At 51.9% G+C, this 16,601-nt stretch carries 25 protein-coding genes; 15 read left to right on the top strand and 10 right to left on the bottom strand.

Annotated features, from left to right (window positions below):
* Window positions 1-3: 3 nt before the first annotated feature.
* From NITSA_RS06105 to NITSA_RS10885, 5 genes are all read right to left on the bottom strand, one after another.
* On the bottom strand, window positions 4-207 hold the full coding sequence (locus tag NITSA_RS06105; protein ID WP_013554147.1) for a hypothetical protein: 204 nt from the start codon (window positions 205-207) through the stop codon (window positions 4-6).
* Entirely contained in the window at window positions 182-1,357 is a 1,176-nt protein-coding gene (locus NITSA_RS10890; protein WP_013554146.1) for a recombinase family protein, read from the bottom strand. Before NITSA_RS10890 ends, NITSA_RS06105 begins: the two co-directional genes overlap by 26 nt.
* Window positions 1,354-1,566, bottom strand: coding sequence for a hypothetical protein (locus tag NITSA_RS06095; RefSeq protein WP_013554145.1), 213 nt, complete (start codon window positions 1,564-1,566; stop codon window positions 1,354-1,356). Before NITSA_RS06095 ends, NITSA_RS10890 begins: the two co-directional genes overlap by 4 nt.
* Before the next feature lie 112 nt (window positions 1,567-1,678).
* Window positions 1,679-2,452, bottom strand: a complete 774-nt coding sequence (locus NITSA_RS06090) for a PD-(D/E)XK nuclease-like domain-containing protein (RefSeq protein ID WP_013554144.1) — start codon at window positions 2,450-2,452, stop codon at window positions 1,679-1,681.
* 137 nt (window positions 2,453-2,589) lie between these two features.
* On the bottom strand, window positions 2,590-3,192 hold the full coding sequence (locus NITSA_RS10885) for a LexA family transcriptional regulator (protein ID WP_013554143.1): 603 nt from the start codon (window positions 3,190-3,192) through the stop codon (window positions 2,590-2,592).
* A 154-nt stretch (window positions 3,193-3,346) separates the two neighbouring features.
* On the opposite strand from NITSA_RS10885, the gene NITSA_RS06080 reads away from it, so the two are divergent.
* From NITSA_RS06080 to NITSA_RS06035, 10 genes are all read left to right on the top strand, one after another.
* Complete coding sequence (locus NITSA_RS06080; protein WP_013554142.1) at window positions 3,347-3,613, top strand: helix-turn-helix domain-containing protein; 267 nt, start codon at window positions 3,347-3,349, stop codon at window positions 3,611-3,613.
* A gap of 105 nt (window positions 3,614-3,718) precedes the next feature.
* Window positions 3,719-4,381, top strand: coding sequence for a helix-turn-helix domain-containing protein (locus NITSA_RS06075; RefSeq protein WP_013554141.1), 663 nt, complete (start codon window positions 3,719-3,721; stop codon window positions 4,379-4,381).
* A gap of 23 nt (window positions 4,382-4,404) precedes the next feature.
* Entirely contained in the window at window positions 4,405-4,704 is a 300-nt protein-coding gene (locus tag NITSA_RS06070) for a hypothetical protein (protein ID WP_148224948.1), read from the top strand.
* Complete coding sequence (locus NITSA_RS06065) at window positions 4,701-5,744, top strand: DNA repair protein RadA family protein (protein ID WP_013554139.1); 1,044 nt, start codon at window positions 4,701-4,703, stop codon at window positions 5,742-5,744. The genes NITSA_RS06070 and NITSA_RS06065 overlap by 4 nt, the downstream gene beginning before the upstream one ends.
* Window positions 5,741-6,229: a DUF2829 domain-containing protein gene (locus NITSA_RS06060; RefSeq protein WP_013554138.1), complete on the top strand. Its 489-nt coding sequence runs from the start codon at window positions 5,741-5,743 to the stop codon at window positions 6,227-6,229. The genes NITSA_RS06065 and NITSA_RS06060 overlap by 4 nt, the downstream gene beginning before the upstream one ends.
* Window positions 6,226-6,786 (top strand): N-acetylmuramoyl-L-alanine amidase family protein, encoded by a 561-nt coding sequence (locus NITSA_RS06055; protein ID WP_013554137.1) that lies wholly within the window; start codon window positions 6,226-6,228, stop codon window positions 6,784-6,786. Before NITSA_RS06060 ends, NITSA_RS06055 begins: the two co-directional genes overlap by 4 nt.
* Before the next feature lies 1 nt (window position 6,787).
* Window positions 6,788-7,192: a single-stranded DNA-binding protein gene (locus tag NITSA_RS06050; RefSeq protein WP_013554136.1), complete on the top strand. Its 405-nt coding sequence runs from the start codon at window positions 6,788-6,790 to the stop codon at window positions 7,190-7,192.
* An 8-nt stretch (window positions 7,193-7,200) separates the two neighbouring features.
* Window positions 7,201-7,533, top strand: a complete 333-nt coding sequence (locus NITSA_RS06045; protein ID WP_013554135.1) for a hypothetical protein — start codon at window positions 7,201-7,203, stop codon at window positions 7,531-7,533.
* Window positions 7,534-7,541: 8 nt separating this feature from the next.
* Window positions 7,542-7,985: a RusA family crossover junction endodeoxyribonuclease gene (locus NITSA_RS06040; protein ID WP_013554134.1), complete on the top strand. Its 444-nt coding sequence runs from the start codon at window positions 7,542-7,544 to the stop codon at window positions 7,983-7,985.
* Window positions 7,982-8,635 carry a hypothetical protein gene (locus NITSA_RS06035; protein WP_013554133.1) on the top strand — a complete coding sequence of 218 codons (654 nt, stop codon included), beginning with the start codon at window positions 7,982-7,984 and terminating at the stop codon, window positions 8,633-8,635. Before NITSA_RS06040 ends, NITSA_RS06035 begins: the two co-directional genes overlap by 4 nt.
* An 868-nt stretch (window positions 8,636-9,503) precedes the next feature.
* Here NITSA_RS06035 and NITSA_RS06030 read toward each other — a convergent pair.
* Both NITSA_RS06030 and NITSA_RS06025 read right to left on the bottom strand, forming a co-directional pair.
* Entirely contained in the window at window positions 9,504-10,220 is a 717-nt protein-coding gene (locus NITSA_RS06030; protein ID WP_013554132.1) for a phage antirepressor N-terminal domain-containing protein, read from the bottom strand.
* A 150-nt stretch (window positions 10,221-10,370) separates the two neighbouring features.
* Entirely contained in the window at window positions 10,371-10,577 is a 207-nt protein-coding gene (locus NITSA_RS06025; protein WP_013554131.1) for a helix-turn-helix domain-containing protein, read from the bottom strand.
* Window positions 10,578-10,628: 51 nt separating this feature from the next.
* On the opposite strand from NITSA_RS06025, the gene NITSA_RS06020 reads away from it, so the two are divergent.
* Complete coding sequence (locus tag NITSA_RS06020; protein WP_013554130.1) at window positions 10,629-10,919, top strand: hypothetical protein; 291 nt, start codon at window positions 10,629-10,631, stop codon at window positions 10,917-10,919.
* A 152-nt stretch (window positions 10,920-11,071) separates the two neighbouring features.
* On the opposite strand, the gene NITSA_RS06015 is transcribed toward NITSA_RS06020, so the two are convergent.
* From NITSA_RS06015 to NITSA_RS06005, 3 genes are all read right to left on the bottom strand, one after another.
* Window positions 11,072-11,335, bottom strand: a complete 264-nt coding sequence (locus NITSA_RS06015) for a hypothetical protein (protein ID WP_013554128.1) — start codon at window positions 11,333-11,335, stop codon at window positions 11,072-11,074.
* Window position 11,336: 1 nt separating this feature from the next.
* Window positions 11,337-11,606, bottom strand: a complete 270-nt coding sequence (locus NITSA_RS06010; protein WP_013554127.1) for a hypothetical protein — start codon at window positions 11,604-11,606, stop codon at window positions 11,337-11,339.
* 219 nt (window positions 11,607-11,825) lie between these two features.
* On the bottom strand, window positions 11,826-12,338 hold the full coding sequence (locus NITSA_RS06005) for a hypothetical protein (RefSeq protein ID WP_013554125.1): 513 nt from the start codon (window positions 12,336-12,338) through the stop codon (window positions 11,826-11,828).
* Between the two features lie 823 nt (window positions 12,339-13,161).
* Between NITSA_RS06005 and dcm the strand changes: the two genes are divergently transcribed.
* From dcm to NITSA_RS05980, 4 genes are read left to right on the top strand one after another with little or no spacing between them, the layout of a single operon-like run.
* Window positions 13,162-14,346 carry a DNA (cytosine-5-)-methyltransferase gene (gene dcm, locus NITSA_RS05995; protein WP_013554124.1) on the top strand — a complete coding sequence of 395 codons (1,185 nt, stop codon included), beginning with the start codon at window positions 13,162-13,164 and terminating at the stop codon, window positions 14,344-14,346.
* Window positions 14,339-14,935, top strand: coding sequence for a hypothetical protein (locus NITSA_RS05990; protein ID WP_013554123.1), 597 nt, complete (start codon window positions 14,339-14,341; stop codon window positions 14,933-14,935). Before dcm ends, NITSA_RS05990 begins: the two co-directional genes overlap by 8 nt.
* A complete protein-coding gene (locus NITSA_RS05985) occupies window positions 14,922-15,143 on the top strand; it encodes a winged helix-turn-helix domain-containing protein (RefSeq protein ID WP_013554122.1) in 222 nt (73 codons plus the stop codon). Before NITSA_RS05990 ends, NITSA_RS05985 begins: the two co-directional genes overlap by 14 nt.
* Window positions 15,140-16,528 carry a terminase large subunit domain-containing protein gene (locus tag NITSA_RS05980; protein ID WP_013554121.1) on the top strand — a complete coding sequence of 463 codons (1,389 nt, stop codon included), beginning with the start codon at window positions 15,140-15,142 and terminating at the stop codon, window positions 16,526-16,528. Before NITSA_RS05985 ends, NITSA_RS05980 begins: the two co-directional genes overlap by 4 nt.
* Window positions 16,529-16,601: the final 73 nt, after the last annotated feature.

The raw sequence follows: 16,601 nt of genomic DNA, 5'->3' as shown, positions 1-16,601 counted from the left end.
GCCTTATCCTGCCTTCTCGAAAAACTCGTGGAACGTGCCTACCAGGACGAAGTGCATCACGCCCCGGTCCCTGATCTTTACGAAGCCGTCAGGGGAGAGGGCCTTGACCTCCACAATCCCGCCATCACCGAAGCGCCTCTTGTAGCGCTCCCCAACTTCCGGGGGCGGGAGCAGGGGAGAATCAGACGGGGATCTCTTCGCCTGCATATCCGGCCTCCTCATTGAATTGCTCGATCAGGGCGCGTGCCGCTCCGTCGTCGGCAAAGAACTCTCGGACGTTTTCGGGGGTCAGCCCGGCCCAGGCGATGAAGGCATCCACGTCGTCAATGTTCAACCCCCTGGCTACGAACATTCCGCGATACCGGGCGAACGCCAGCTTGGGATCAGGTGCGGGAGCGGGAGCCGCTTCGGGTTCCGGTGCGGGCTCCGGCTGCTCTTCTACCTCTGCCTCGGTGAACTCCGGCTCTTCATTCTCCTCGATGCCGTAGTAGTCATTGATATAGCGTTTGATCTCCGCGTCGGTCTGGGTAAAGAACTTCTCTACTTCGGCCTCCTGCATTGCGGTGAAGTCCATATGTTCCGCGAAGTCGCGGAGGTCTTTCTTTTGCACCCCCAGCTCTTCCAAGCGGGGATAGTGCTTGGAGATATACCGGGGCATACGGGAGCGCTTGGGCTTCTCTTCCACTGGAGCTGGCTGCACTTGCTCTTTGGGCTCTTCAGGGACGGGCTCGGCCTCCTGGATGGGCTGTTCTGCTTTTTTTGAAGCCCCTTGGATCAGGGCGGCATTGATGTCGTTCACATTCTGCGGCTCGGCGGGGATGGGCTCGGCCTCAATATCCTCGACCTCTCCCTCGACCTTCATCCCCATCAGCACGTCAGGGGCATAGAGGCGGGCGAACCAGGCGGCGGCGCGGTAGCGTGCCATTTGACCTTTCATTGTTTTCCATTTCGGGTTACTCAGCCATCCCTCCGCCTGGATCAGGGCGTCGTCGATCCAGGGGCCATCGATCTTCTCGCCGTCGATGTAGGTATAAGCCCGAACTCCCCAGGGCTTTTCGCGCTCCTCGAACATAATGGGCTTGTCAAACTTGCCGCTCTGATTCATCAGGGCGATTGCTCCCTGGCCGGAGAGCTGGGGGGTTCCCTTGACGACATAGAGCTGCTGTGCCAGCATTACCATAGGGACATTGAGGCTCCGGCTCATTTCATTCAGGATCAGAATATCTCCGATGTTCTTGTATCTCTGGGGAAGGATATTCGATGTGATGTAGGCTTTCGCCATCCTCTGTTCCAGTTCAAAGCGCTTTGCGATTGCGTCTGCCGTGCTTTCCATTTGTCTTACGATTGCCGTGCTCATTTCTTTCCTCCTTCATTTTCTCCGCTTGCCACCATCGTGGCTCTCTTGATTTCCGTAATCCGCTTCTTGATTTCAGTCAAGCGCCGCCGGGCTCTTTTGGCAGCGCTCTTCTGCCCGTATCCAGCCTTTGCCGCGCTCTCCATGGCTTGCGCCGCCATCTTCAATTCATCCGCGAAGTCAAGGACTTCTTCGATTGCTTTCTCTCTCATTCTTATTTCCTCCTTTGTGAGTTTTTGGGTTTTTCTTCCGAATACAACGTGGTAAAGCACCTCTCCAGGCATCCCCGGCAAGGGGGGGGGATTTCCCAACAACCCGGAGCATCTATTCCTCCTTGAATCCCCAGTCGGGGATTGAAATGGGCTTGACGATATTCGCCACGCCTTTGGTCTTGTAATTGTGATATTGCGCCAGCAGAGTGTTGTAGTTTTCCCGTCCCGCTTCGATGGAAAGAGGCTCGATCTCCCAGATGTCCACCATATAGGGCTTGGACGTTTCGACCGTGATGAAGATGAAGGTCTCTGCGTTATGCCCGGCCATTTGCATTGTGTCGAGATACCAGGCGGCTTGTCGGTGGTAACGGTATTGATAGAGGCTCTTTGCGAAACCCCGCTCGCTTCCGTCTGCCGTAGTCTTGAGATCAATGACGATCCCCAGATCGGGCCGGTAATAGTCCGGGCGGCACTTGCGGCGCACCTCATAAAGCTTGTCGTCAGCAAAGATACTTTGCTCTGCCTTGCCGCCTTGCAGCAGGCCCCCGGCGATCGCCATAACGTTTCGGGCCATCGCTTCGGCCTGCTCCCAGACATTCACCGGGACGACGGTCTTGCCTTGGCACTCTTCCAGAAAGAGGGCGTTGGCCTCCTTGTAGGCTTTGGAGTTTTTGTTCAGCTCACAGCCCTCGAAGTCCTCTTTGACGAACTCGTCACCGAGAGTGTCGGGCTCCAGCACCATTTTGTGAACCAGGGTGCCGAGATTGAATTGCGGCCCCTCCAGCTTGAAAAGCTCTTTGTGCTCGTAATGGAGCGGGGATTTTTCCAGCAGCCGGAAGTCGCTTGCGCTGATCCCTTCGGCGGCGTGGTATTCTGCGTTTGTCATTATCTTTATGCCTCCTTATGTTTGATGTATAGATCAACTTCTACACTCCGAAAGTATGGCACAGATAAACTTAAATTAAAATAAATCTTGTTGATTTTTAGGTCAGAAAGTAAAAAATAGGCATTTTGCCTATTTCTTTAGAGGGATTTGAATACCTTGGTGCAGCGTGCCGTATAGAGTTCAGCAACTCGATCTTTTGGGATGACTATTGGGGTACAGCCTTCGCAAGAGGTATTGTCCGGCAACAGGATCACGGAACCGTCGCTTTGCCTCTTTACCCGTTTGATTCCGCTTTCTCCATCGAAAGTATAGTGGACTACCGAATTATCTGAGGGTGGCCTTTTTGTATCGCATACCACGATCTCACCATCGGCTATTGTGGGCCACATACTATCTCCTGATGCCTTTACTGCGTAGGAACTTGATGCATCGACGCCAGGGGGGACGGCTATGTATTCATCCGATTCATAGAAGGCCCCCGTAGGCACGCCGCAAGATGCTTCGCCGATCAGAGGGATATATCTATTTAGAGGTATCTCCTGCGTTTCGTCGAGCAGATAGTCAACTGTTACATTGAGGTAATTGGCTACAGCTTTTAACTTCGATTTCGGAATTTCCTGTTTCCCGCTCACCCATCTACTGACAAAGCCCTTGTCCTCATTCAGCATTTCAGCGAGCTTTGTCTGAGCACCGCGCCCTTTTTCTCTCAAGAGCATTTTTAGCTTTTCGTGTGTTTTCATTATGTCCTCCTTCCACATCACTTTAACTGGAATTGGCTTATCGGTCAATTAAACAATAATAATGTAAGGATTGATTTATCGGACAACCAATTAATAATTAATTAAGTATATGTGTGAGATAATTGACCTCTGAATCAAAGAAGGAGGCAGAAGTATGGCACAAGAGAAAAAGAAAAAGCGTATAAAGCAGCTTGATATTGTAGAGAAGACTGGGATTGATAAGTCAACTATCAGCAGATATCTCAGCGGAGAAAAGACCCCTTCACTTCGCATTGCAAAATACATTTCTGACAAAACGGGACTGCCGATGGATATTTTCCTGTCGAGGGCCGCACAGCAGATTCATTTAGGAAAAGTTTATCTCAAACACGATGTTTTTATTGGAACAAACAGTAAAGGGGCTAAAAATGTTGAAGGGTGAATGGGCCGAAGCCCGAAGATGTGTCACTTTACGTTGGAGGCATAAAGATAAACACGTGGCAATTATAACACGCCCGGTGTCGAGTGTCAAGACTGGAGGCAGAAGATGATAATCAAAAAACTAAGAAGCGACTACACCCATATCCCGAACGAGATCATTACAGACCCCAATGTGACCGACAAGGCACTTCGCATCTATTGCTACATGATGAGCAAGCCGGATCGGTGGAATTTCTACCGTGACGACATCAAGAAGCAGGTAGGCATCAAAACAAACGAAGCGGTAGCTAAAGCGTTGAAGTGTCTCATCGATGCAGGGTGGATAACCCGGAGCAAGGCTACGCCCAACCTTGCCAAGAAATACGGGTGCAACAACGGCACATACATCTATACGATTTTCGACGTTTGCCGAAAAGTCGGGGAAGCCGAAAATACGGGTGAACCCGAAAATTCGGTTGGACCGAACATTCGGGAAACCCGAACACATAGTAAGACTGATATATCCAGTAAGACTGAATTATCAAGTAAGACTGAAGGGGAGAGCCTGCCTCCTTCGGTGAACAAGAAGGCGTGGGCGGAGTGGATCGCCTACAAGGGCAAAGGCTACAAGGGAGTATCCAAGACCAAGGCAATAAATCTGCTGTCGAAGTTCACATACGAAGAGCAGCAGGAAATGGTCGATACGGCGATAATGAGCGGCTGGAAAGGCATATTTCCGCCGAAACGCCGGCCAAAACAAGAAACCCAGCCGGAGTTGATCCTATGCTGACCGACAATCTTGAGCTGGCCGTATTGTCGTCATTCCTGTTCGCCGGGGAGGACGGAGAGCGTTACGCCTACGAGCTTGAGCCTTCGATGTTCTCCACTCCGTTCCGTCGTCGCGTCGCTGAGCGCATCAACGAAGAAACTGCGGGGGACAGGGCCTATCAGGTGCTCTCCACGATCCTGGAGGAGTCGGTGGACGGGACCAAATACGAGCACGACATGATCGAGATACTGGGGGCCTCTCCGTTTGACCTCAAGTCGTCGAAGCGTATCTACGACGAGATCGTAAGAGCGAGAAAGCTTGAAGCGGCAAGGGGGCTGCTGTGACACCAAAACAGATCAAAGAGCTGGCGGACAAGGCCAACCGGCTGCGGGCTGAATACTCCAAGCTGTATGAGCTGGGTGACACCCATAAAGCCATCGGGCTGGAGCGCGAATATCTCAACCTGCGGCGGCGCGTTATCGACGAAATCTCAAGCGAGGTGAGCCGAAAGCGTGCCGTGCCGTTGGCTGAGGTTAAACGCCGGGTCAGAGAACGGCCAAAGAAGCCGCGATACGCCACAGGGATTGACGTTCTTGACCGGGAGCTTGTCCCCGCCAAAGAGTACAACGGCTACAACGTCGGCGGATTCACTTTGGGCAACCTGATCCAGATCGTCGGGGCCAGGGGCAGCGGGAAATCGTCGATCATGATGAAAATTCACGGGAATATCTCCAGAAGAGAGCCCGTGCTGTGGGTGGACTTCGAGATGGGTGAAGCGCGGGTGGTCGAGAAGATCGAAGACTTCCCCCACGACGAAGAGAATCTGCTGTATTACAACGCCTCCCGTGAGATCGACGACATCATCGACGAGATCAAGATGCAATATGCGTCCGGCTGCCGGAATGTGGTGATCGACTCGGCAATGAAGATCAGGGCCGGCAGACTCCAGGGTTACGAGCGGGCGAGCTTTGTCAGTGACAGGCTTTCTGAGCTGACGAGTACGCTTGAGATCAACATTTTCGTAATCAATCAGCTAAGCCAGAATTCGGAGCACGAGGGCCGGGCGGCCATCAAGCACGGCAACGACGCGGAATATGACGCGGACTTTATCTTCTTCGTCGCCAAGCTCCCCAAAAAGGATACCTCCGGCAAGCCGATGAAGGACGAAATCGGGGCTCCCGTAACCGACGACAGCCGGCGGTTTCTGGTCTGTGCCAAAAACCGCCAAGACGACAGATTATTCAAAGTGCAAATCACAAAAGCCGACATTTTCGGTGGTGGCGCGGCCCGCGCTTCCCCACGCCACGAAGAGGTGGTTTTTGAACCGGGGGACGACGGCACGCTATTTGAATCAATAACAAGACAACGAGAGGAGTTGGAATGAAGCAATATATCGGGACAAAAATCATCAATGCAAAGCCTATGACCTTGGGGGGATACAACAATTTTCGGGGCTGGGAAATTCCGAAAGACGAAGACCCCGCACGGGAGGGGTATTTGGTTGAATACACCGACGGCGGGGAGCCCAATACTGCCGAGTATAAGGGCTATGTGAGTTGGTCGCCCAAGGAGGTATTTGAACGGGCATATCGCCTGAATGGGAACCTGACCTTTGGAGACGCACTTGTTTATCTGAAGGACGGCAAGAAGCTGGCTAGGAGAGGTTGGAATGGCAAGGGGATGTTCATATTCCTTGTCCCCGGAAGTACCTTCAAGGTGAATCGCTCCCCTCTCTTGGGGATTTATCCAGAGGGGACAGAGGTGCAATATCACGCTCATATCGACATGAAAACTGCGCAAGGCTATATCGTGCCCTGGTTGGCATCCCAAGCAGATATGCTGGCCGAAGATTGGGAGGTGGTCGAATGAAAAAGATCGCATTGGTCGTAGGACACCGAAAGAACGCACAGGGAGCCTGGGGAAATGCCGGGGTGAGCGAGTTCAAATATAACTCCCATCTGGCCGAAGCCATCAAGGATAAGCTGGATCAGGTTGGCTTTGGCGGTGAGGTAAAGATTTTCTTCCGGGACGATCTGCCCGGCGGATACGGCGAGAAAATGAAGCGGCTGCATAAACGGATCGACGAATGGGGTGCCGACTATTCGGTCTCGATGCACTTCAACGCGGCGGGGCGGCAGGACGTGAACGGCCACGAAGTCCTCTACTGCTCCAAGACGGGCCGCAAAGTGGCCGAGATTTTCGATGAAGCGCTGGACCACTCCCTGAAAAACAAAGACCGGAAGATCAAGAAAAAGACCCGCAAGGATCGCGGCGGGGGCTTCCTGTGCCGCGGCAAGAGCGTATGCGTGCTGGTGGAGCCCTTCTTTGCGGCGCACCAGAAGGAGTATATGCCCGGTACCCCCGGCTACGACGCGCTCCTGCACGCCTACGCAAACGCGATCATCCGCACGGCGAAAGAGGTGTGACGTGAACACCGTTATCGTGTTGGGGACATTGACTAGCGATGTGGACCTGCGTTTCAGTAAGTCCGGCAACGCTATCGGGAAATTCTCTCTGGCTTACAACAAGAAATATAAGGCCTCCTCCGGGCAGATGGAAGAGAAAGTGAGCTTTTTCGATTGTGTCGCCTTCGGGGGCCGCGCCGAAACGATCCAGCGCTACTTTCAAAAGGGGAGCCGGATACTCATTCAGGGGGAGTTGGAGCAGCAAACTTGGACGACAAACGACGGCGGCAAGCGCAGTAGGGTCGTCATAAACATTCTGGGCTTCGACTTCGTCGACCGCAAAAGCGGCGGGCAGTCCCCCCGACAGCCACAGACACCGCCGGGTGGTCAATACGCCGACATTCCAGATGATGAAATCCCGTATTGAGGTTGGGAATGGAAACGATCAAAGAATATGAATCTTTCAGCACCGACGCCCAGGAGATTGCCAATGAGCTGGTGATCGAGGAAGTGGCAAGCACTCCGATTCTGGTGCTGGTGGACGAGCGCGATTGGCACTTGCTGGAAAACTCCGAGAAAGTCGAAGCGGTTGAAGTACGGGGAGGGCCGAAAATGACAGTCGGTGAGCTGAAGAAGAAAAAGGTCGTCTTCTGCACAATCAAAAAGCAGGACGCACCGCTCATTGACCTGGTGGCGGAAGATTGGGAGAACATTATCGAGGGCGGGGTGGTCAGACTGAAGATCGTCCCGGCCCTCGGATTGATCTAGGAGTGAAAATGCGAAAAGAAATCTTGATTTTCGACATCGTCCCCGTCCCGGCTCCGCGCCCGAGAGTAACGAAAAGCGGCGCGTATATGCCGGAGAGTTACCGTAACTTCAAGCGGATCATCGGCTATCTTGCCCGTCGGCAGCTCAAGGCCCCCTTTACCGGAGCGGTCAAAATGAACATCTTGTTTCAGTTCAAGAAGCCCAAAAGCTGGAGCAAGGCGAAGCGGAAGCGGGCATTTTGGCACACGCAAAAGCCGGACAAGGACAATCTGGAGAAGTCCATAAAAGACGCGCTGGAAGGCATAGCGTACCGTAACGATTCGGCCGTTGCGAGCGGGTCGATACACAAGGTCTGGGGCGACTGTAACCGGATCGTGGTAGAATTGGAGGATTTGAGCGACGAAGAGCGTCCTGAAATGTTTTATCAATATGCAAAGGAGGAAGGAAGATGAAAAGATTTTTAAAGGTGGCCGCCGTTGGTTTGATTTTTGGGGCGGGCTGGGCAAATGCTGGGAATATGGCGCCGCCTGAGATAGAAAAATACAGATTCTCGGATTTTCCATACAAGGGGGCGGAGTGGGTCGATAAAGATCAAAATATCAAGGATTCAAATAAAGTCCCTATGCAAAAAGCGGAGAGTATGGTGATATACCAGGGGCTCTACAAAAATGATCTCTACAAAATGACAGGAGGGGGAGAACCTAAAAGGAAAATAGTAATCAGACAAAAAATCCCCTGTTATGTCGTTCCCAAAAACTGGGCTATTGCTGCTAAGGGTCCTTTCAAGGGTAATCGGAAATTTGGCAGAAGGACAGAGAAGATAGATAGCCATACCGTCGCTGTTTACAAAGAAGGCAATGGGGGGCTCCAAAATACTACTCTTACGGGCCAGCACCGGCGTGGACTGATCGATATGAAACTGAGCGGCGGCACATTGACGGACATCACGCCGAAGAAGCTGAATAAGAGCAATTCGACGATCATTCTCGGAGATAACCTCTCGTGCCTGAATAAGCCTAATGAGGAGACGTGGAACGTATATTGGAAGCTGAACGGTAAGTGGGTGCATATGGCGCGGGAGAAGTTTTATCTAAATCAGTAAATAATGCGTTCTAGCGCTAAAAAATTAACTAATTTAATAAAATATTAAGATTACAACTAGTAATATGCAGATGGCGGCTACCTGAACCGCCTCTCCGAAAAAGCGGCTGATTACCGCTGGAGAGACGGAATGAGGTGCAGCGCTGTGGATTAGCCCCCTCTTGATTGAGTGGCAGGCCCCATTAGTCTCAAAAGAGGCTGGTGGGGCTTTTTTTTTGGAAAATTTTGGGTTGAGGGGTGGGGATCTCAGTTAAGGGGGATCGTATGATAGAGCTAATCCACAGCGTCGTGACACCTCACAGGGTCGCATATGTCGCCATAGCCATCATTTATCTCTACCTTGCTTGGGCTTCCAGGTAGGGTAAGAGATGCGCGGGGGACTCATCACCCCCCGCGTTATTTATTTGAATCAGCAGATAAAGCCCTTCAGCGTGAAGGATTAATTAGAAATTAAGATTTTATAGAGCATACTTGCAGAGGTGGCCCTTGAACACCTACCACCAACCTCGATGAAAACGAGGATCATATCGGGCTGGTTACCCGGTATAGGTATGGTGGCTGGGCAACCGGTGAGTAGCATGTCCCTCATAAGATGGGTTCCCCCGGTCATCCTTGGATGGTCGGGGTTTTTTTTTGGTTGGATTTTGCCGGGATGCGGGGTGGTATCCCAATCTTATGAGGTGCAACATGCATCAATTATTACTTCTACTCACCGGCTTAACCAGCCACCAAGTCGCCTATATCATCGTAGCTTTATGCTACTTGATTATGGTTCTCGTTTATCTATTTCTTGCCTTTCACGGTTAAGGGGTAGATAAGAGCGGCGGCCTAACCAACCGTCGCTTCTCTCTTTATGCCTCCAAACAAATTCACTTAATCAAAGCGTGCGGAAACAGCGTATCTCCCAGCGCAATGAAGTTTCCGCCCTCCTGGGGCTTTTCGTCGAAGAAGCGGGAGAGTGCTTCCAGTTCCCGGACATACGGGCGGCCAATGGTTCCCAGCTCTTTTTCTATCTTGTCCCGAAGTTCCTTGATGCGCCGGCCCAATTCGGGAATGACGCCTTTAATGTAAAGCTTCGCCAGCTTTTCATCCAGTTTGGGAAGCTGGCGGTCGTTGTAGGTGATCCGGTTGATGGAGCGGCGGAGTTCGGTGTTTTCCCGCTGAAGGGCGTAAATCCGCTGCTCCAGCGTGGCGATCCGCTCGGCGGCGAAGGTGTCGGGGGCGGACTTTTTGCTCTTTTGGCGCCAATAGGCGTTGATTACGGCGAAGGTTTCCCTCTGAAATGCTATAATACGGTCTCGTAAATCCTTCCGCACACGGTTAGGGTTTATCGAGTAGAGAAACGCGGGGAGATGGTCAACCGCCAAGCTAAGCATCTCCTGCGTTCCGCCCTTTGTAACAAAAGGGATACACATAAGTGAATACCTTGTATCATTCTTTATCTTTTCCGATTGCCTCCCCCAAGAAAGCCCCATACTTTCTACAATAGGTTTAAGTGCAACGTAGATGACGCCTGTCTTTTCATCTTTCGCTGTTAGTAGATTTGCACCTTGGAAGTCAATCAGCGCGGTTTGAAGGTGTGACATAATCTCTCCTTGTGGTTTAATAGTCGAAGCCGACATTCGAAGTATAGCCGGTCGCACTTGTCAAAAAAAGAACGATTGCTAAATTGTGGCTTCGGGAGGGATTATATCACTAAGATAGTTATTATGTCAAGATATAAATAGCTAAATTAGCTATTTATTGCAGAAGGCTTTTTTTGCCTGTTCATATTTTTTCTCCTTGTGGAGGAGTTCAATCATACGCGGAACCCATCGGGGGGTATCAATAACACCTCTTACCCATTGGCTTACGGTGTTCTCTGCTACCCCGATATTCGCGGCAAACTCTTTCTGAGTCATTCCGAGACTTTTGATCTCTTCTTTCAGGTTGTAATCGTTCATTTTGTTGCTCCTTCAGTAAACATTTGATAGCCTTAAAAGAAAGGATTTCTTATGGCTATGATTGTGGCATTTATTATAAATGCGGCCCTCTTTATTGTTTATGCGGTAGGAACCTATACCTATATCTGGCATAATGTGATCGCTGCCGCCGTCGCTGCGCTTGTTCTTTCCGCCTTGTCGCAAAACATCGTTTTGGCGTTTATCGCTTATCCGCTGCTTGAATATTTTACCGTTGGGCACTTGACGGAGTATAGTGTAATGTCAATCGTACTTAATGCTATACTGGCTATCTACTTGCTTTTGGTTGTGTTGTTTAGAAGGCAGCCGGTTGATGAATGGTGATTTCTATTTACCTATCTTCTCCTTAGTTTGCTGCGTATTCTTGCTTAACCTGTCTTGGGTTAGCTCCATAATTTTGCCAAATACCCAACGCAATCCGTCCCACATATCCCGCAGGAGAGCGAACGGGTAGCGGTTGAGCGGGTAGGGGCGCTTCATACCTCCTCAGCGTAGGTGTTCCAATATTCAAGGAGATCATGGATAGTATGTTCTTCAAACTCTATCCCCTCTACATCATAGAGAGATACTCTTTGGTCCATCCCTACCAATACTTCCATATTGTCATATGTCAGAACATCGCCATTTTTCGTGATTAGCCCGCTGGGGTTATCACCAAGATCGACTTCCTTTACTGCCTTATCCTGGAAGATTAAATCGCCTTCCAGGGCCTTTATTCTGCTAATTTTGATTGCTTCCATTTTATGCCTCCTTGCTTGATTTGTTAATTATAGCCGCTCTCACCGAAAAGAGCGGCATTTTTTCGATTTGAGCTATATACCGGATACACGCTTCCCGGCTGGTTGCTCGAAGAAAGCGGCGCACCTGCTCGCGCTCCTCGATCTTCCCGCGCTTTTTCTCCTGGATCGCACTCACACTCTCCAGGAGATAGCGGGCGGTCGGCTCCCAGCCTGCCGGGGGCTCCTCTTGCCTGATCCGGTAGCGGCTCCCCCTTATGATGATCTCCTGCATCTGCTCGCCTATGAAAGCATTTGCAGGATCACGGCGGCGGCGATGATGTGCCAAAGTCTCAGCGCCCAGCGGATCGCCCAGGCTGCCGCGTCTTTAGCGGCTTGGAGTACTTCGGCTTTCATCTGATCCCCTTGTTTCTCCTGATCCTGGCCCAAAATCGGGCCAACTGTGCGGCTGTCCTGCATCCGGCGGCTATGGCCGTTTTGAGTTGTGCAGCGGTCATTTTCTCGCCTCCTTTTCGTAAAGACTGAGTGCGGTTTTGAACGTGTGCGCCTTTTGTAGGGACTTTTCCCGCATTTCATCCGTCCAAAGCTCACGGTCGGAATCCTCTAGGTGGTATAGGTATTTCTCGCGGGCCTGCTGGCGGGTGTAAAGATTGCCTTCGATCTCCTGGATCACGACTTTCCCTATCTCTCGGTTTATAAAGTCGGAGATTTTCCCGTTGTAGATTAGCTCTTTGTTGTCGGTCCCGATCTCGATCTCTTGCGCGATGATCGTTAATTCCTGGGTGTTGATTGTGTATCTGTATTCTTCGCCACCGGTCACGTCGTCGAGGTCGCAGTTCGTGTAATTTGCCGCGATGAATGCGTTTAGCAGTCGCGCGGACCGCAGTGGCTCCGGGTGCAATAGCTTCACAGCCTCCAGCAGCTTATAAGCCATTCCCTCCGGGTATCCGTCATAGTGGCTATAAATCCTCGTGCCGTCTATTGTGATGATACTTCGTGTTGCCATCTTTACGCCTCCAAAGTTTATTAGTTGACCTGTTAATCAACTGAGCGAAGTATGACACGATATAGCTTAATTAAAAATAAAAGCAGATGAGTTTTCAGTCAATTTCCCGTAATTCGTTTAAGAGTAGCCATAAAATGGGGATTTATTAGGGTGTTGAAATGCGCTATAACTTGGCTCCTGGTGGCCTTCTGCGGCTGTTTTGGCTTATTTTTGGCGGCTTAATTGTAATTCATAGGTCAACTATGATAAAATGGTTTTCAGATATGGGGGGATCAGGGGGGTTAGTATGCGTTCCTGTTGTTTAGGATCGTTCCCCGCGTTTCTGCTTTTCCCCTCTTGGTTACCGGTGTAATAGGTTGTTAAACGTGGAAAGTGTAGCCCGGTGATTATTGAGTCAACCGGGTAAGGAAGGAGTGTTAAGAGTGGAGCCAGTTGTTAGGAGTTTGGCGTTAAGTGGGGAGAGCGGGAGGAGGAGCGGGGCCGGTCTGAGAAAATGCAACGCCTCACGCACACACGCGAGACCGGATCACCTGGAGCCCATCGAGGCACAAAAAAGGGCCGGATTAGCTGACAGTTTAGCCGACACTAGCGCAAGAGTGCCCATTTTACGGGGCTTTGCATCGGATGCCCTATCCGAGACACCGAAAAAGAGGGGATCGAGGGCGGCAGAGAGGGCAACGATCCAGGCACTCCAAAGCAAAACCCACCCCCACCCCCCGCGCGTGGCCGTTTGTCATATATATCACCCCACACCGACCCCGCACCAATTTTCAAGCTCTAAGCAAGTTGGCTTTTCAATCAACTCCGCAAAAAGGTTCGCACTATGAAGATAGCCACACTATTCTCCGGTATCGGTGCTCCTGAAATGGCGGCACGTCACATATTCCCAAGTCACGAGATCGTCTTCTCCTGCGAAATCGACAAGTTCGCGCGAAAGAGTTATGCCGCGATCTACGGTGAAGAGCCTCTTTATCACGATGTGCATAATGTCCCGGCGATCTTCTATCAAGGTCATATCGACCTGCTGGTGGGCGGCTCCCCCTGCCAGAGCTTTTCTGTGGCAGGTATCCGCAAGGGCGTCAATGATCCGCGTGGAGCGCTGATCTATCAGTTCTACCGGGTGGTGGACGAAGCACGGCCCAAAGTATTCCTATTCGAGAACGTCAAGGGCTTCAGGAGTATCGACAAGGGACAGACGCGCGAAGAGTTTGAGCGGGCCTTCCGCTTACTGGGATACACAGTTCATTCCGCCGTGCTGAATACCAAACATTACGGCCTCCCTCAAAACCGGGAACGGTATTTCCTTGTCGGCTTCAAAAGCAAAACCGCCGGGGAGCGGTTCCGGTTTCCGAAAAAAGTCCCCCTGAAGCTCATCCTTTCAGACGTGCTTGAAAATAAGGTGGATGAAAAATACTACCTGACCGACAAGGCTCTTGAGTATATGAATCGTGATACCGGCGACGGGCGGACGAATTGGGATAAGGGGCTGCATTACGACACGGCTAAAAAAATCGGCAGTGCCGTACCCGCCAATATGCACAAGGGACTGCCCTATGCCGTCCTGCTGCAAAGACCCAGAGGGAAGAACGCCGGAGGACTGAAGGCCCTCGATGGGGTATGCCCGACATTGGACAGCTCATATTTCGAGCATAACAACCACATAGTGGAACCGGGTGAGCCGATGATTGAGCGCTGGGCAAACTCGAAAATAGGTTCTGTTTTGGACACTATTGCCCCAACGATCAAAGCCAATTCCATGTATTCGGACATCAGAAACCGTCCGAGGATTCATAAGAATGGACATATCAGAAAGATCACCCCGAAAGAGTGCTGGCGACTGCAAGGCTTCCCGGATTGGGCACACGATTCCGCCAAAGACGCTGGAGTAAGCGATACGCAGCGCTACAAGCAGGCTGGAAACTCTATGAGTGTCCCGGTGATCGAGGCACTGTTTCGCTCAATCGCTATTGCAACGGGCATAAAGTCAGAGGAGGTGGCCTATGCCTAAAACTCCCCCCGCCAAAAACTACCTGACGAAAATGGAAATCCGGTACCTGCATCGCTTCGCGGAGCTTATGGACGAGCGTAAGGCGTTGAGGGAAGTGTTCGGCCCATATACCCCCAGGAAGCGCCACGACGAGATTATGGCGAAGCCCCTGGCGCAAAAGAAGCTGAAGGAGATCGTCGATAACGGGATAGCGGATATGGAAAACGCCGCGTATTCCGCGATGAAGAAGCTGGTGAACATCCAGAATACGAATATCGCCGACATCCTGGACTTGCAAACGGGGCAGATAAGAGAGGACATTGACCCCGCCTATGCCGATGCGATCAAGAGCATCAAGTATGACCCGGAGACAGGGGCCGTGGTGCAGGTCACGCTGGCCGACAAGCTCAAAGCGGTTGAAACGACGCTCAAATTCGCGGGCAAGCTGAACAAGAAGGTCGATATGAACGTCAATGTTTCGATCACCGATCAGCTCAGAAACGCCGAGATCCCCGACGAGGAAGTGGACGGCTTCATCAAGCAGATGCTGGGAGCGCCTGACGACGCCATCGAAGCCGAGGTAGAGGAGGGTGGCGATGAATCCAAGTGAGCTCCAGGCCAGGACTTATCTCTTTTTGGAGTACCTGCGCCACGAGTGCGGGATCAGCTACTCCAAAATGGCGCGCAAGGCCGGCCTTGCCATTCCCCCCGTCGCGAAGCACGAGCTATCGAATAAGAGCTGCTATCGCCTCTGTATGGCCTTCAGGGAATATGTGGACGGCTTCGACGAATACTACGGATGGAGGAAATCGGCGTGACCAAAGAGGACATCCTGATCGTCAAAGCCGGGGCCAAGAGCCTTGAGTTCTTTGTGCGCGTCATACTCAAAGCGAAACCCACAAAGCAGCAGATGAAGGCGATCAGGGCCATAGACCAGGGCAAAAAGAAAATCTCCATACGCTCAGGTCACGGGACTGGGAAAACGACACTACTTGCCTGGATCGTCCTATGGTGGGGGCTGGGGAGGGAAGATGCGAAAATCCCTATGACCGCACCGACCGGACACCAGCTTTACGACCTGCTGATGCCGGAGATCAGGAAATGGCGCGAAAAGATGCCCGTGCAATACCAGAACGAAGTCGAGGTCAAGACGGAAAAGATCGACTTCGCCAACGGAAACTTCGCCGTGCCGCGTACCGCCCGGAAAGATCAGCCCGAAGCACTCCAGGGATTCCACGCTACCAATCTGGCGTTTATCATCGACGAAGCCTCCGGTATCCCCCAGGTGATCTTCGAGGTGGCAGAGGGCGCAATGACCGGGGAGAGCACGCTTGTCATTATGGCGGCCAACCCGACGCGGACAGAGGGCTACTTCTATGACAGCCATCATAAGAACCGCTGGCAATGGGAGTGCTTCCAGTTCAACGCCGAAGAGAGCGAGAACGTATCAAAAGAGTGGATTGAAGAGAAAAAGCGGCAATACGGCGAGGATAGCGACGTTTACCGCGTCCGTATCAAGGGGGAGTTTCCCCGGCAATCCTCAAACGCCGTCTTTTCGCTGCAAGAGGTGGACGACGCGACGACGCGCGAGATCGTGGACGACAGCGGGGCAGAAGTATGGGGCTTGGACGTTGCCGACTTTGGGGACGACAAATCGGTCCTGGCGAAGCGAAAGGGCAAGCACTTCCACGAGATCACCGCCAGAAGCGGCTTGACCCTACCCGATCTTGCCGGATGGCTGATCTACGAATACAACCAGGCCAAGCGTAAACCCGCTGTGATCTTCGTGGATGCCATAGGTATCGGCTCCTCTCTGCCGGCAGTCTGCTTCGAGAAGGGCCTGGACATTGTGATTGGGGTCAAAGGATCGAATAGCGCTTCTAACTCCGAGAAATATCACAACAAGCGCGCAGAGTGGTACTACAACCTCAAAGACCTGCTGGAGGATGGGAAAATCCCCGACGACGACGAGCTAGTCGGAGAGCTTATGGCCCAGAAGTACCAAATCTCATCCACCGGAAAGATCCAGCTAGTAGAGAAGAAAGAGATCAAAAAAGAGCTGGGCCGCTCCCCGGACAAAGCGGACGCCTGCGCCCTGACGTGTGAACGGATGATCTATGTCGAGGAGGAGAACGACGACATCCCGGAAGCCGATATGGAGGATGTGAGTGGAACCTATGGGCTGGGAGGTGCGGCGTGGTAACGAGCCTGGATATTTCAAGACACCAGGTGCGCGAGCTTTGCCGGGGAAATCTGCTGGCGCTTTATAAAGCCGT

This window comes from Nitratifractor salsuginis DSM 16511, from assembly GCF_000186245.1.
GTDB lineage: Bacteria > Campylobacterota > Campylobacteria > Campylobacterales > Sulfurovaceae > Nitratifractor > Nitratifractor salsuginis.
This window is presented reverse-complemented; position numbering and strand designations above follow the sequence as displayed.